Genomic DNA, 15129 nt, shown 5'->3' on the forward strand with positions numbered 1-15129 from the left:
TGGTCCTCGGCGGGTTCCCCCCACACGGACCCACTGTCGGTCGGCTCATCGTCCCGGCCGGCGGTGGACGGTCCGGCCCTCCGGCGGGAGGGCCGGACCGCATTCATGTCCGCGTCTACGTCGCCCGTAGCAACAGCAAGGCCACGTCGTCCACCCGCTCCTGGGCCGCCGCGCTGTGCCGCACCAGGTGGTCGGCCAGCTGCTCCAGCGGCAGGTCGCCGGACGAGGTGAGCAGTTCGCCGAGGTCGGCCAGCGCGTCCTCGATGTCGACGCCCGGGGACTCGATCAGGCCGTCGGTGTAGAGGGCGAGCACGGAGCCGGGAGCGAGGTCGACCTCCGTCGTCGGGTAGGTCGCCGCCTCGTCGATACCGAGCAGTGGACCACCGGCCAGGTCCAACACCCGTACCCGCCCGTCCGGTCGGCGCAGCAGCGGCGGCGGATGGCCCGCGCGTGCCATCACCGCACGCCCCCGCGCCGGATCAAGGCGCAGATAGAGGCAGCTGGCGAAGAGGTCCGTCCCCAGGTCGATCAGCAGCCGGTTGGTGCTGCGCATGACGTCCGCGGGTGCCTGGCCGACCGTGGTGTACGCCCGGACGGCGGTACGGATCTGACCCATGAGGCCCGCCGCGGTCACGTTGTGCCCCTGCACGTCCCCGATCACGGCCGCCGCCACTCCGTGCGAGGGCACCAGGTCGTAGAAGTCGCCGCCGATCTCCATGCCCTGCGTCGCGGGCAGATAGCGTGCGGCGGCCTCGATTCCGGGCAGCGGCGGCAGGGTGTTGGGCAGCAGCGCCTCCTGGAGCCCGTGCGCGAGCTGGTGCTTGGCGTCGTAGAGCTGGGCGCGTTCCAGGGCCTGGGCGATGAGCCCGCCCAGACTCGTCAGCACGGCCCGCTCGTCCGCGGGGAACGGATGCTGTTCGGTGTACGCGAGCACGCAGGTGCCCACCGGCCGGCCGGAGGCGATCAGCGGAAGGTACGCCCAGGCCGCGAAGCCGTCGGGTGTGTCGTTCCGCCCCGGATAGAGGCGCTCCAGTTGCCCTCGTGAGTCGAAGAACGCCGGCACACCGGTGGTCAGCGCATGCGTGCCCGGTGTCCGCTCGGCCAGCGGCAGCCCGTCGAACCGCTCCACGACGTGCGCGTCCGGATAGCCGCGGTGCCCCAGCACATGCAGCCGTCCCGCCCGCGAACCGAGCACCACCAGGGCCTGGCTGCCCACGGCCGGCGCGATCTCGTCCGCGACCAGCTGCACCACGTCCTGCACGCCCACCGCCTCGGTGAGCGCGCCCGCCACGGAGAGCACCTGGGAGATGGTGACCAGCCGCGGCGGGGCGTCGCCGGGCCGTGCCCCGGTCCGGGTCGTCTCCGCCACGGGCCGCGCCCTGGTGACCCGCACGCTCAGCCCGGTCGTACTCGGATAGAGACGGAACGACATCCACTCGCCGGGCGGGCGCAGCGCCATGAACGAGGTGGTGTGCTGGCTGAGCAGCGCGGCCCGGTAACGGTCCTCGTACACCGGGTCGTTGAGCCAGGACACCGACGCCCACAGCTGGGTGCCCAGCAGCGTGCCGACCGGGACGCCGATCAGTTCGGCGGCGGCCGCGTTGGCGAAGCTGATCCGGCCGTGCAGATCCAGCGAGCACAGCCCGTACGGCAGCCGGGCCACCATCCGTGCCGCCTCCAACGTGCCGAGCGTGCCCGCCGCGCCCGCCGGCGGGGGAGTGGCGAGCAGATCGTGCTCCGCAAGCACCGGACGGTTCTCCTCGACGGCCCGCTCCAGCCGCACAGCCAGCCGGTCGCAGGCCGCGGTCAGATGGTCCCGTTCCCGGTCGGACAGCTCCGGCGGATGGGAACCGGGCCAGGTCACGAACACCGCCCCGTAGGCCGTCGACGGCGTCGCCACCGGCAGCGCGGCCAGCGCGAAGGGGTACGGCAGCACCACGGCGATGCGCGGATAGCTGCGCGCCATGTCCTCCTCGCCGCCCACCCAGACCAGCCGCCGCTCCCGCACCGCCTGCGCGACCGGGATCGGCGCACTCAGCCCGACCCGCTCCCACGGCGCCGCGAACGCCCGGGGCAGCCCCGCCATCACCGACATCTCCAGTACGGGCTCGTCGGCGGCCAGCAGATACACCGCGCCGGAGTGCGCGTGGACCTCGTCCATCATCGAGGCCAGCGCCAGGGACAGCAGCGGCCTGCCCACCCGGGTCCTCGCGGTCGCCGGCGGTTGTGCGGACGTGTGCCCGTCGGACACGCCGACCACCTCCTCGCACGGCCGCGCGACGGGTCCCAGGGACAAATCTGCCTCCCCGGGGCCGGACGCGCACGGCGAGGAGAACGGCCAGGAGAGCGGCGCGGAGAACCAAGACAGGTCGGTACGTATCGGGCGGACCGGCTCTTCGGCCTCCACAGAACGCCCACAGGGGCTGCGCAGGCGCCGCATACGCGCTGTAATGACGGACGTGGTCAGTGAGGGCGCTGCGGGACGCGGAAGGAGAACGTTGCGTGCCGAAAGTGCCCTGAAAGCGCTCACGTCCGATCCGACATCGCCCGATCGGCTGCGCCGCGTACTGGAACAGGCGCTCGTCTTCGCGGGCGCCTCGCTCGCCGCCGTGTACACACCCGCGCAGGACGGCGACGTGCTGTGCCTGGTCGAGTCGGCGGGGGTACCGCGGACGCTGTTCGGACTGCGCGACGGCTATCCCCTCGCGGGCGGCTCCCCGGTGGCCGACGCCCACCGCACCGGGAACGCGGTGTGGCTGGGGCCCAAGGAGCTGTCGGGGAGCGCGGAGTCGCGGCGGACGTCGGCGCGGGACTTCTTCCTGGCGGTGCTGCCCGCACGGGGGGACGCCGGCGGCGGCTGTCTGGTGGCGGTGAGTGAACGCCCCGAAGGGTTCGACACCGAGGACCGCAAGTGCCTGGAGCTGATCGCCGACGCCGTGACCTGGCCCGCCTCGGACCGGGCCGCGGAGGGCGGTGAGCTGCCGGCCAACGCGTTCGGCCTCGCCATGGACACCGGACGCGTCGAGATCGGCGACGAGATCCTCGACCTGTTCGGCCTCACCCGCGACGACTTCGACGGCAAGGTCGAGACGCTGCTCGGTCTTGCGGTCCCGGAGGACCTGCCCTCGCTGATGTCGGTGGTGGAGGCCGACCACATGTCCATCGGCGACCGCGAGCTGGAGTTCCGGGTGCTCCAGCCCTCCGGACCACCCAAATGGCTCAGACTGAGCGGGCGGCTGGTGCCCGGCGGCGAGGGGCGGCCGGCCCGGCTCGTGGGGACCGTCGCAGACGCCTCCAAACTGCGCTCGGATGTCACCGACGTGGCCCGCGTCCAGCGTCTGGCCGCCGCCCTCGCCACCGCGGGCACCGTGCGGGACGTCAGCCAGGCCGTGGTCTCCGCGCTGCGCAAGCCGCTGCACGCCGACCGGATCGCGCTCGCCGAGCTGGAGAACGAGCGGCTCGTCGTCATCGTCCTGGACCCGCCCGAGCCGGAGTCCTGGCCCGAGCTGTGGCGCCTGGAATGGCGCTCGGAGTGGCCGGACGCGCCCGTGCGGACCATGCCCACCCTGGCCGCCGCCCTGCGCGAGGGCCGCGCCCGGATCTGGCCGGCCGGCAGCGACCTGGAACCCGCGCTCGCCGAGGTCGGCCCCGGCGGCCTGGCCGTCCTGCCGCTGCCCGCCGGGGGCCGCATGGCCGGCGCCTGCCTCATCGGCTGGGACGCCCCGCACGACTTCGGCACCGACGAACGCGCCCTGCTCACCGCCTCAGCGGGCCTCGCGGGCCAGGCACTGCTGCGCGCCCACGCCTTCGACGCCGAGCACGAACTCGTCGGCATGCTCCAGCGCCAACTGCTCCCGCGCCGCCTGCCCACGCTGCCCGGCGCGGTCGCCGTCGCCCGCTACCTGCCCACCACGGCCGGCCTGGAGGTCGGCGGCGACTGGTACGACGTGATCCCGCTGCCCGACAACCACGTCGCCCTCGTCATCGGCGACGTCCAGGGGCACAACGCGGGCGCCGCCACCCTGATGAGCCAGATGCGCACCGCCCTGCGCGCCTACGCGGTCGAGGGACACCCGCCGGACGTCGTGGTCTCCCACGCCAACCGCCTCCTGATGGACCTGGAGACGGACCTCTTCGCCACCTGCTGCTACGTCGACGTCGACATGGAGGAGGGCTTCGCCTGGTACGTCCGCGCCGGACACCTCCCGCCGGTGCTGCGTCACCCGGACGGCGGTATCGAGATGCCCGACACGGAGGGCGGGCCGCCGCTCGGCGTCGTCGCGCAGGCCGACTTCCCGATGAGCCCGCTCCGGCTCCAGCCCGGCACCGTGATCGCGCTGACCACGGACGGCCTCGTCGAGTCCGCCGACGCCGACATCGACGAGGGCCTCGACCGGCTGGCCCGCGAACTCTCCGCCGCCGACCCCGCCCACCTCGACCTCGTCGCCGACGCCCTGCTCGTGGGCGCCCGCCGCAGCGACGACGTGGCCCTGCTCCTGCTGCGCTACGACGGCATGACACTGCGCCCGCTGCGCGAGAGCTGGACGGTGTGGCGGGTGCCCGAGGCCGTCGGACACGCCCGCCGCTTCACCCGGCGCGCCCTGCGCGGCTGGGGCGTGCCGCGGGACGACATGGACGCCGCCCTGCTGGTCGTCTCGGAGCTGGTCACCAACGCCCTCGTGCACACCGACGGACGGGTCCGCCTGGACCTCACCCTTCTCGGTGACCGGCTGCGCGTCGCGGTCGCCGACTCCTCGCCCCGCACCCCGGTCAAGCCGACCAGTATCGGCTGGGAGGCCACCGGTGGCCGCGGCATCCTCCTCGTCGAGGCCATGTCGGGAACCTGGGGGACCGTGCCGGTCAGCGGGGGCAAGCAGGTGTGGGCCGAACTCGCGGTCAGCCGTTCGTGACGTTGGCCGTGATCAGCCTCAGCAACTGCTTGGCCATGGCGTCCTGTTCGGAGGTGAGGCCCATGGCGTCTCCGATGGCGAGCGGGACCCTCGCCGCCCGCTCCCGCAGAGAGGCGCCCGCCTCGGTGAGCCGGATGGCGACCGAGCGCTCGTCCTCCGCCCGGCGCTCCCGGCGCACCAGCCCGCCCGCCTCCAGCCGCTTGAGCAGCGGCGACAGGGTGCTGGACTCCAGTTGGAGCGAGGTCCCCAGGTCCCGTACGGAGATCGAGTCCTGCTCCCAGAGCACGAGCATGACCAGGTACTGGGGGTAGGTCAGGCCGAGCTCGTCCAGGAGCGGGCGGTAGCGCGCGGTGACGGCGCGGGAGGCGGCGTACAAGGCGAAGCAGAGCTGGTCGTCCAGGAGCTGCCATCCCTCGCTCGGCTCCCCTGCGGCTTGGCTCACGGCACGGCTCCCGGTTGCTGTCCTGTTCACGACGGTCACCACCCTAACGGTCAGGTCTGCCCGATTCTATCGTGCCCTAATGAGTTGCGCACGACTTAATCGAGGGCTACTGTCCATGGCGTGCCGCAGCACCGACTCCCGCACCTCCGCCGAAGCCGTCGCGGCACCCGAACCGAGGAGGCAGTCATGACCGACAGCACCGCACCCCGCCCCGTCCTCGAACCCGCCGCCCAGGCCTTCGTCGAGGCCACGGCGAACCCGCCGTACCTGTTCGACCTGGCGCCGGCCGAGGGCCGCAAGGCGGTCGACGAGGTCCAGTCCGGCGACATCGCCAAGCCGGACGTCGACGAGGAGTGGATCACCGTCGAGGGCGGCCCCACCGGCCAGGTCCGCGCACGCCTCGTCAAGCCGGCGGGCGCCACCGGCACTCTTCCGGTGATCCTCTACATCCACGGCGCCGGCTGGGTCTTCGGCAACGCCCACACCCACGACCGGCTGGTGCGCGAACTCGCCGTCGGTGCCGGCGCGGCGGTCGTCTTCCCCGAGTACGACCTTTCGCCCGAGGCCCGCTACCCGGTGGCGATAGAGCAGAACTACGCCGTGGCCCGCTGGATCGTCGAGCAGGGCGCGGGCAAGGGCCTGGACGCCTCCCGGCTGGCCGTCGCCGGCGACTCGGTCGGCGGGAACATGGCCGCCGCGCTGACCCTGATGGCCAAGGAGCGCGGCGACGTCCCGCTCGTCCAGCAGGTGCTCTTCTACCCGGTCACCGACGCGAGCTTCGACACCGCCTCCTACCACCAGTTCGCCACCGGTTACTTCCTGCGCCGCGACGGCATGCAGTGGTTCTGGGACCAGTACACGACCGACGAGAGCGAGCGGGCGCAGATCACCGCCTCGCCGCTGCGCGCCACCACCGACCAGCTCACCGGCCTGCCCCCGGCCCTGGTCATCACGGGCGAGGCCGACGTCCTGCGGGACGAGGGCGAGGCCTACGCCGCCAAGCTCCGCGAGGCGGGCGTGCCGGTCGTCGCGGTCCGCTACCAGGGCATCATCCACGACTTCGTGATGCTCAACGCCCTGCGCGAGACCCACGCCGCCGGGGCGGCCATCGCGCAGGCCGTCGCCACACTGCGTACCGCTTTGGGCACCGTCTGACCGAAGGGGCGTTTGTCCCCGGCGCCGCCGGGGACCCGTCCCGCAGCAGTCAACGGACGCAGAGAGAAGATGAGATGCGGTGACCTCGCCCACCAGTGACAAACCCGTCGGCCGCCGGCCCGAGACCGGCTGGTCGAAGGCCCGACGCCCGCGCGGCGTCGTACGTACCTGCCTTCCGGCCGTCGAGGAGCGGATCGAACCGAACTCGGCGCACTGCGGTGCCGAGTGGAACATCGTCCGCGGCGAGGACTGAGCGTCACCTGGAGTCCACCGGGCAGCCATGCCTGATTCGTGACCATCGAGCGACACCGTCGAGCGCCGCCCCGGGACGATCGAGGCTAAGGTGAAGCAGATGAAGGCTCTTGTGCTGTCCGGCGGAGCCGGTACACGCCTGCGGCCGATCACGCACACTTCGGCGAAGCAGCTCGTGCCCGTGGCCAACAAGGCCGTGCTCTTCTACGGACTGGAATCGATCGCCGCGGCCGGCATCACCGAGGTCGGCGTCATCGTCGGGGACACCGCCGCCGAGATCGAGGAAGCCGTCGGCGACGGCTCCAAGTTCGGGCTGCGGATCACCTACATCCCGCAGGAACGCCCGCTCGGGCTGGCCCACGCGGTGCTGATCGCGCGGGACTGGCTCGGCGACGACGACTTCGTGATGTATCTGGGCGACAACTTCATCGTCGGCGGCATCAGCGCCCTCGTCGACGAGTTCCGGCGCAACCGCCCCGATGCCCAGATCCTGCTCACCCAGGTCGCGGACGCCCGCGCCTTCGGCGTCGCCGAACTCGACGCCACGGGCCAGGTCGTCGGCCTGGAGGAGAAGCCCGAGCACCCCAAGAGCGACTTCGCCCTGGTCGGCGTCTATCTGTTCACCCCGGTCATCCACGACGCGGTGCGCGCCATCCGCCCGTCCTGGCGAGGGGAGTTGGAGATCACCCACGCTCTCCAGCACCTGATCGACACGCACGCCGACGTACGCAGCACGGTCATCCAGGGCTACTGGAAGGACACCGGCAATGTCACCGACATGCTGGAGGTCAACCGGACCGTCCTGGAGACCCTCGAACCCCGCAGCGACGGTGAGGTCGACGAGGAGTCCGAACTGATCGGACGGGTGGTCGTCGAGGAGGGTGCGCGGATCGTGCGCTCCCGGATCGTCGGCCCCGTCCTGATCGGCGCCGGCACGGTGGTCGAGGACTCCTACGTCGGCCCGTTCACCTCGCTCGCCGAGAACTGCAGCGTCACCGACAGCGAGCTCGAGTTCTCCATCGTGCTGCGCGACTCCTCGATCCGCGGCGTGGGCCGGATCGAGAACTCCCTGATCGGCCGGCACGTGGAGGTCACTCCCGCCCCCAGCGTGCCCAGCGCCCACCGGTTCGTCCTCGGCGACCACAGCAAGGTGCAGATCCATTCATGACCGTTGTCGCCGACGGCCGCGCCGCCACCATGCACGGAGCAATGCCACACATCTGCTAGGAGTCCCTTCGTGAATCGCCATGAGTTCCTCCGGGAACTGCACAAGGCCACCGCCAACCGCAACTACCTGGAGATCGGGGTCAACGACGGGCGCAGCCTCGCGCTGTCACGTGTCCCGAGCATCGCGATCGACCCCGCGTTCAAGGTGGTCACGGAGGTGCGGAACGACGTCCACCTGGTGAAGGCCACCAGTGACGACTTCTTCAAGCGCAACAACCCGCTGGCGCACCTGCGCAGCGGCCGCCACCCCCTGCGCAACCTGCGCCGGGGCCGTAAACCGTTCGGCTACTGGCGTCGCACCACCCTCGACCTGTCGTTCATCGACGGCATGCACCTTTTCGAGTACGCGCTGCGGGACTTCATCAACGTCGAGAAGCACTCCGACTGGGCCAGCGTCATCGTCTTCGACGACATGCTGCCGCGCAGCGTCGACGAGGCGGCCCGGGACCGGCACACCAAGTACTGGACCGGTGACGTCTACAAGGTCGTCGAGATCCTCAACCGCTACCGCCCCGACCTGGTGACCGTCCTCGTCGACACCCAGCCCACCGGCCAGCTGGTCGTCTTCGGCGCCGACCACACCAACACCGTGCTCTCGGACAAGTACGACGAGATCATCGCCGAGTTCGAGGTGCCGGACCCGCAGAAGGTGCCCGAGGCGATCCTGGAGCGCGTCCAGGCGGTCCAGCCCGATGCACTGACGGGCGCGGACTTCTGGCGCCCGCTGGTACGGGCCCGCAACCTCGGCCTGGGCCGCTCCCGGGGCTGGAAGCCGCTGCACTCCGCCCTGGAAAAGGTCACCGGCGGCCACTGAACCCCCTCGCCCCGCGCAGGACGCCCCTTCGGAAGAGCGGTCGGCCTGCGCGGGGCGCGGTCATGTCCTTCGGCCCGCACCCTCGAAAGCCTCGCGGCCGAGGGCCGCGGCGAGCAAGCGCCGTACGCGGCGGGCGAGTTGACGTGCGACGCCGGGCCGGGGCGGCCGCACCACCTCGACCGAACCGGCGGTGCCGCGCAGGGCGAGTGGCAGCGGCAGGAAGCGCGGCTCGTCGGCGTCGGGGGCCAGGCAGAGCGCGGAACGCCAGGTGGCGCCGTCGAGTTGGGCGACCGGCAGGGCGGCTTCCAGTCCGACCGCGTCGTCGGCCGGGGAGAGCGTGCCCGGTGTCTCCACCGAGGCGTCCGGGGATGTGAGCCGCAGCAGGACGGATGTCCTGGCGGGCGCGTACAGCGGCAAAGGCGCGCGCAGCCGGCCGGTTGAGGTGTCGGTGTCGTCCGCATCCAGCCGGTTCAGGCCGAGCCGCTTGACCGCCCGGTCGACGTCGAGCGAGAGGGTGCCGTGCCGGTCCGTCCAGTACGGCAGCACCACCCGGCCGGCCACCACCCCGGCCGACGTCGCGGCCCGGGCCTTGCGCGGGCCCGGACCCACCCGGCTCTCCTTGGTCCAACCGCCCAGCCTGATACGGGCGTAGGTGTCCCACAGCCCGCCGTGCAGCGGGGCGCCGCCCGCCGCGGTGGCCGCGTCGACCGTGACCACCCCGCGCAGCACCAGCCGGACCCGCCCGCTGTCCTCGACCGGCACGATCTCCCGGGTGACCTCGATGGGCTGGAAGTACTGGGCGCCGGTGGCCCGTTCGCGCAGCAGCAGGTCCGCGGTCGCCCTGCCGAACCGGGTCACCGCCCCCGCCCCCACCCTGGCGATCGCGTCCTCGACATCGCGGGGAGGCTCGTCGGGGCGGGTGCGCACACTGCCGCCGGGGAACGTCAACGGCGTACCGTCCGTGGTCAGTTCGGCGGCGAAGCCGAACCGCAGCAGGCCGTCCCGCCACTCGACGCGTTCGGGTGCCGCCGCCAGCTCGACACCGGCCTCCCACTCCGCGAAGGCCGTCACGTCGTCGAGCCGGTCCGCGGCGACCAGCGCGGCGACGACCTGCTGCGTCGGCTGCAACCCCGCGGCGACACCGGGCTCGAAGCGCTCCACGACGACCTGGCGGATCTCCTCGAAGAGCTTCCTGCGATGGTCCTCCGGCAGGGCGAGCAGACGCCGGCCGCGCAGCCGGTCCACCATCTCCACCCGCAGCCAGCGCCGGTACAACTTGTCCCGCACCGGCCCCGGTTCGGTGTACCGCTCGACGACGTCCAGCGCCTCCCGGAGGTTCTTGTAGTAACCGGCCGGGTCGAAAGGCTGGATGCCCGCCTTGGAGTGGTCGTCGCGCTGGCCGTGGTAGTAGCAGACGTAGTCGCCGATGACGGAGACGTTGGCCGCGCGCAGATACGCCTCGGTCACGAAGACGTGGTCCTCCAGGCGGCGCCGGCCCTCCGGGAACCGTAGGCCGATGTCGTCGAGGAACGTCTTCCGGTACATCTTGTGCGGGGTGAGGCTGTCGATGAGCGGGGCGTCCGCGACCGTGGCGCGCGGACGGTTGCGGCGGAACAGCTCCACCGGCACCGGCCGGCCCCGCGCGGCCATCTTGCCGACGACCACGTCCGCGCCGTTGGCCACCCCGTATCCGTACATGCGCTCCAGGGCCTCGTCGCCCAGGACGTCGTCGTGGTCGACGAACATCACGTACGCGCCGCGGGCGGCGGCGAGGCCGACATTGCGGGGCTTGCCGGACCAGCCGGAGTTGTCCTGGTGGACGACCCGGACCCGGGGGTCCTCGGCGGCGAGTGCGTCGAGCCGAGCCGGGGTGGCGTCGGTGGAGCCGTCGTCGACGAAGATCACTTCGTATGCGTCGGGGGGCAGGGACTGCTTGAGCAGGGAGGCGATGCAATCGCCGATGCGGGCCCCCGGGTTGTGGACGGGGACGATGACGCTGACCTTGACCGGCATCGGGCTTCCGAGCCCCCTCGGGTCGTTCGCCGTATGGGTGGTGCGGGTGGCCAGATGCTAACCCGGGAGGGGGCGTTGCCCCACTCGCTCCTCCCTGTAGAGCGGATGACTATGAGGCGTCAGTCATGTGTCTTGGCGAGGAGTTCGAGGATCTCCGCCGTGCTGCCGCGCTCACCCAGGCGCGGGAAGATCCGCTCGACGCTGTTGTCGTGCGCCTCGGTGCTCAGGTCGCTCATCGCGTCCGTGGCCAGGGTGACGTGGTAGCCGTGCTCGTAGGCGGCGCGGGCGGTGGACTCGACGCCGATGCTGGTGGCGATGCCGGTCAGCACGATCTGCGTGACACCGCGACGGCGCAGCTGGACGTCGAGGCCGGTGCCGTGGAAGGCGCCCCAGTTGCGCTTGGTGACGGTGATGTCCCCGGCGTGGCCCGCCAGTTCACCGACGATCCGGTCCCAGCCCTCGGGCGGGGTCCCGGTGCGTCCGGCGGCCTCGGTGCGACCGGAGAGCGCGTCCGCCCCGTCGGCGGCGAACGAGACCCGGACCAGGATCACGGGCAGACCCCGGTCACGGAAGGCGTCGGCGAGCCGGGCCGTGCGGGCCACGACCTCCGGGCCGGAGTACGGCTGGGTGGGCGCGCCGACTATGCCGGCCTGGAGGTCGATCACGACGAGGGCGGTGCGGGGGTCGAGTGCGGTGACGGTCATGGTCGTGCCTTTCGGGAGGGTGCGGTGGTGCTGGGGGAGGGGGTGGACGGTGTGCGGTCCTGGGACCGTGCCGGACGACGGAGGGCGTGGCCTCTCACTCCTGCGTCAGCCGTTCCAGCAGAGCCAGCCCCTCCAGGAGCTTGCTCCGCTCGTCCTCGCTGTACCGGTCCTGGAGGGCCCGGGCCAGCCACTCCTCGCGCGCCTGCTGGTCGCCGTCGACGCGTCGGCGCCCGGCATCGGTCAGGGTGACGAGCTGGCGGCGGCCGTCGTCGGGATCCTGGGTGCGCCGGATCATCCCCTGCCGGTCGAGGGCGGCGAGCGTGGTGGCCATCGACTGCGGACGTACCCCCTCAGCCGTGGCCAGCGCACTGGCCGTGGCGGCGCCCTGCTTGGCGACCAGGGTGAGGGCGGAGACCTGGGGCGGTGTGAGCTCCTCGTTCTCCGCGACCACCCTGATCCGGCGGCGCAGCCGACTGAACACCACCCGCAGGTCGCGCGCGGCCCGGGCGGCGGAGTCGGAGATGCCCTCGGGCGGGTCGGTGACCGAAGCGTCCATGGGCCCACCGTAAAACCGTCATCCCGAAACTGTCCAGTCCAGACTGAACAGTTTCAGCTGTAGATCTCCGGTTCACCCGTAGTTCTCCGAGCGGCCCCGAAAGGGCTCTGCGCAGAGGCCTCGAACCGGCCGCGCGGACCCCCGGCACCCTCCCTAGGCTGACCCCGTGCGCCTCCTCCTGATGTCCGACACCCACCTCCCCAAGCGCGCCAAGGAACTGCCCGCGCCGCTGCTCGCCGAACTCCCGCGCGCGGACGTCGTGTTGCACGCCGGGGACTGGGTCGACACCGCCACCCTCGACCTGCTGGAGAACCGCTCCCACTGGCTCGTCGGTGTGTACGGCAACAACGACGGGCCGCCTCTGCGCGCCCGGCTGCCCGAGGTGGCGTGCGCCGAACTCGGCGGCCTGCGCTTCGGCGTCGTGCACGAGACGGGCGCCGCCACGGGCCGGGAGGCACGCTGCGCCGCACGGTTCCCGGACCTCGACGTGCTGGTCTTCGGGCACAGCCACATCCCCTGGGACACCACCGCCGCAACCGGTCTGCGCCTGCTCAACCCCGGCTCCCCGACCGACCGCCGCCGCCAGCCGCACTGCACGTACATGACCGCCACGGTCGCCGACGGGCAACTCACCGACCTGGAACTTCACCGCCTGCCCCCGAGGCAGCCCCGCCGGTCTCACGACGCGGGGGCCCGTAATTCGCTGGATCTCCGGCCACCGTCCCGCTGAGATGGACACCGTGCTGATCGACGCCCCGCTCGTACGCCGTCTGCTCGCCGCCCAGTTCCCGCACTGGGCGGACCTGCCCGTCGCCCCGGTTCCGCTGTCCGGCATGGACAACGCGACCTTCCGGCTCGGCGACGACCTGTCCGTACGCCTGCCCCGCTACGCCCGCTGGGTCGGCCAGGTCGAGCGCGAGCACCGCTGGCTGCCCCGCCTGGCCCCGCAGTTGCCCCTGACCGTCTCCGAGCCGGTCGCGAGGGGGGAACCCGGCGAGGGCTACCCCTACCCGTGGTCCGTGTACCGCTGGCTGGAGGGCGAGACCGCGACCACCGCGAACCTCGCCGACCCCGTCCGTACGGCCCACGACCTGGCCGGATTCCTGCGCGCACTGCAAGGCGCCGACCCCACCGGCGGACCCGGCCCCGAGGACAGCAACGCCTTCCGCGGTGTCCCGATGGGCGACCCGCGCGACTCCATCGCCGGGGAGGCGCTGGTCCGGTCCAGGATCGAGACGCTGAAGACGACCGGCCTGGTCGACACCGACGCCGTGACGGAGGTGTGGGAGGCGGCCCTCGCCGCACCCGCCTGGGACCGGCCCCCGGTGTGGATCCACGGCGACCTCGACACGGGCAACCTCCTGGCCAGGGACGGCCGGCTCAGTGCCGTCATCGACTTCGGCACGCTTGCCGTGGCCGACCCCGCGGTGGATCTGCAGCCCGCCTGGAAGTTCCTGCCCGCCCGGGTACGGGACGTCTTCCGCGAGGCGGTCGGCGCGGACGACGCCACCTGGGCCCGGGGCCGCGGCTGGGCCCTCGCGGGCTCGCTCCCGGTACCGGACGACCCGTTCTTCCGGGACCACCCGGCCCGGATCCAGGCGTCGCTGAACCACCTGGAGCGGATCCTGGCGGACTACCGGGAGACCGGCGCCTGACGGAACTTGACGGCGTCCGACCAGGTCAGGATGTCCGGCCCCCCGCCACCCTTGGGCAGTCGGGAGGAGCAGCGCCACGGCTACGGCGACGGATGGACCGCCCCTGCCGTAGCCGTGAGGGGCATGCCGCTGCCGCCCCAGCGCAGGGCGACGATCTCGGCGGCGACGGACACCGCGACCTCCTCGGGCGTACGTGCCCCGAGGTCGAGTCCGACGGGGGAGCGCAGTCGGGACAGTTCGGGGTCGGTGAGGCCGGCGTCGACCAGGTGCCGCATGCGGTCGTCGTGGGTACGGCGGCTGCCCATCGCCCCGATGTAGGCGGCCGGGCGGCGCAGCGCCTCCGTGAGCAGGGGTACGTCGAACTTGGGGTCGTGGGTCAGCACGCAGATCACCGTGCGCTCGTCGGTGCCGGTGCCCCGGAGGTAGCGGTGCGGCCAGTCGACGACCACCTCGACGCCCGCAGGGAAGCGCTTCGGCGTGGCGAAGACCGGGCGGGCGTCGCACACGGTGACGCGGTAGCCGAGGAAACCGCCGATGCGGGCGACCGCGGCCGCGTAGTCGATCGCACCGAAGACCAGCATGCGAGGCGGCGGTGCGAAGGAGTGCAGGAAGACGGTGACCGTGTCCTCGCGGCGCTCCCCGTGCGGGCCGTAGTGCCGCAACCCCGTGGCGCCGAGGGCGAGTTCGCCCCGGGCGTCGGCGGTGACGGCGAAGTCCAGGCCTGCCGAGCCCAGCGTGCCCGAGACCTCGTCGGGGCGGACGGCGAGGGTGGCCCCGCGCGGCGCGGGCCCGTCGATCACCGTCGCGACGGTCACCGGACGGCCCGCGGCGACGGCCTCCGCGACCGCCGGGAACGTCGGATCGGTCTCCGGGGTGACGGGCCGGACCAGCAGGGTGATCTCGCCGCCGCAGGTGAGCCCGACCGCGAACGCGTCCTCGTCGCTGTACCCGAAGGTCTCAAGGCGTGCCTCGCCGCCCGCCACCACCTCCTGGGCGAGCTCGAAGACGGCTCCTTCGACGCAGCCGCCGGACACGCTCCCCACGACCTCGTCGCCGGGTCCGACCGCCATGGCCGCGCCGGGATCGCGCGGCGCGCTGCGGCTGATGGCGACGACGGTCGCGAGCCCGAACGGCACTCGGGCGTCGTACCACTCGCTCAGCCGCGGAAGGATGTCACGCACGCTCCGCTCCCTCCGACAGGCCCAGGTCAGCCGGTGCGCCGACGTTCGGGACCAGCGTCGCATCCGGGCCGCGGACGTCTCCGTATCACCACGCTCCCAGTTAATCCGTTGGCATCGCACGTGCTCCTCTGGTGCACTTCTCAGGAACCCGAAGCGGAAGATCCGAGGAGCTGAGATGCGCGCACCGTTCATGTCCACCCAGGAAGGAACACCCCCCGAT

Annotated in this window: 13 protein-coding genes; 7 read left to right on the top strand and 6 right to left on the bottom strand. The window is 72.4% G+C overall.

Annotation, left to right across the window (positions count from 1 at the left end; all coding sequences use genetic code 11):
• Positions 1 to 115 precede the first annotated feature (115 nt).
• On the bottom strand, positions 116 to 2260 hold the full coding sequence (locus M2283_RS05725; protein WP_280875557.1) for a SpoIIE family protein phosphatase: 2145 nt from the start codon (positions 2258 to 2260) through the stop codon (positions 116 to 118).
• A gap of 190 nt (positions 2261 to 2450) precedes the next feature.
• Here M2283_RS05725 and M2283_RS05730 point away from each other — a divergent pair, with 190 nt between their 5' ends.
• Complete coding sequence (locus tag M2283_RS05730) at positions 2451 to 4910, top strand: SpoIIE family protein phosphatase (protein WP_280874922.1); 2460 nt, start codon at positions 2451 to 2453, stop codon at positions 4908 to 4910.
• On the opposite strand, the gene M2283_RS05735 is transcribed toward M2283_RS05730, so the two are convergent.
• A complete protein-coding gene (locus tag M2283_RS05735) occupies positions 4897 to 5352 on the bottom strand; it encodes a MarR family winged helix-turn-helix transcriptional regulator (RefSeq protein WP_280874923.1) in 456 nt (151 codons plus the stop codon). The genes M2283_RS05730 and M2283_RS05735 overlap by 14 nt on opposite strands.
• A gap of 186 nt (positions 5353 to 5538) precedes the next feature.
• Here M2283_RS05735 and M2283_RS05740 point away from each other — a divergent pair, with 186 nt between their 5' ends.
• The 4 genes from M2283_RS05740 to M2283_RS05755 all read left to right on the top strand — a co-directional run bounded on the left by M2283_RS05740 (position 5539) and on the right by M2283_RS05755 (position 8800).
• Positions 5539 to 6507, top strand: coding sequence for an alpha/beta hydrolase (locus tag M2283_RS05740; protein ID WP_280874924.1), 969 nt, complete (start codon positions 5539 to 5541; stop codon positions 6505 to 6507).
• 79 nt (positions 6508 to 6586) lie between these two features.
• Positions 6587 to 6760 carry a hypothetical protein gene (locus M2283_RS05745; RefSeq protein WP_280874925.1) on the top strand — a complete coding sequence of 58 codons (174 nt, stop codon included), beginning with the start codon at positions 6587 to 6589 and terminating at the stop codon, positions 6758 to 6760.
• A gap of 99 nt (positions 6761 to 6859) precedes the next feature.
• Positions 6860 to 7927 (top strand): glucose-1-phosphate thymidylyltransferase, encoded by a 1068-nt coding sequence (locus tag M2283_RS05750; RefSeq protein ID WP_280874926.1) that lies wholly within the window; start codon positions 6860 to 6862, stop codon positions 7925 to 7927.
• Between the two features lie 69 nt (positions 7928 to 7996).
• Positions 7997 to 8800, top strand: a complete 804-nt coding sequence (locus tag M2283_RS05755; RefSeq protein WP_280874927.1) for a class I SAM-dependent methyltransferase — start codon at positions 7997 to 7999, stop codon at positions 8798 to 8800.
• Between the two features lie 60 nt (positions 8801 to 8860).
• Here the strand turns inward: M2283_RS05755 and M2283_RS05760 are convergent, their stop codons facing one another.
• The 3 genes from M2283_RS05760 to M2283_RS05770 all read right to left on the bottom strand — a co-directional run bounded on the left by M2283_RS05760 (position 8861) and on the right by M2283_RS05770 (position 12073).
• Complete coding sequence (locus M2283_RS05760) at positions 8861 to 10813, bottom strand: glycosyltransferase family 2 protein (RefSeq protein ID WP_280874928.1); 1953 nt, start codon at positions 10811 to 10813, stop codon at positions 8861 to 8863.
• Between the two features lie 119 nt (positions 10814 to 10932).
• Entirely contained in the window at positions 10933 to 11517 is a 585-nt protein-coding gene (locus tag M2283_RS05765) for a hydrolase (RefSeq protein WP_280874929.1), read from the bottom strand.
• Between the two features lie 94 nt (positions 11518 to 11611).
• Positions 11612 to 12073: a MarR family winged helix-turn-helix transcriptional regulator gene (locus M2283_RS05770; protein ID WP_280874930.1), complete on the bottom strand. Its 462-nt coding sequence runs from the start codon at positions 12071 to 12073 to the stop codon at positions 11612 to 11614.
• 166 nt (positions 12074 to 12239) lie between these two features.
• Here M2283_RS05770 and M2283_RS05775 point away from each other — a divergent pair, with 166 nt between their 5' ends.
• A complete protein-coding gene (locus tag M2283_RS05775; RefSeq protein ID WP_280874931.1) occupies positions 12240 to 12803 on the top strand; it encodes a metallophosphoesterase family protein in 564 nt (187 codons plus the stop codon).
• 1 nt (position 12804) lies between these two features.
• On the top strand, positions 12805 to 13728 hold the full coding sequence (locus M2283_RS05780) for an aminoglycoside phosphotransferase family protein (RefSeq protein ID WP_280874932.1): 924 nt from the start codon (positions 12805 to 12807) through the stop codon (positions 13726 to 13728).
• Between the two features lie 80 nt (positions 13729 to 13808).
• On the opposite strand, the gene M2283_RS05785 is transcribed toward M2283_RS05780, so the two are convergent.
• The gene (locus M2283_RS05785; protein ID WP_280874933.1) at positions 13809 to 14909 is read right to left on the bottom strand and encodes an XdhC family protein; all 1101 of its coding nucleotides are present in this window, start codon (positions 14907 to 14909) and stop codon (positions 13809 to 13811) included.
• Positions 14910 to 15129: the final 220 nt, after the last annotated feature.

This window comes from Streptomyces pseudovenezuelae (assembly GCF_029892565.1).
In the GTDB taxonomy this organism is placed as follows: domain Bacteria; phylum Actinomycetota; class Actinomycetes; order Streptomycetales; family Streptomycetaceae; genus Streptomyces; species Streptomyces pseudovenezuelae_A.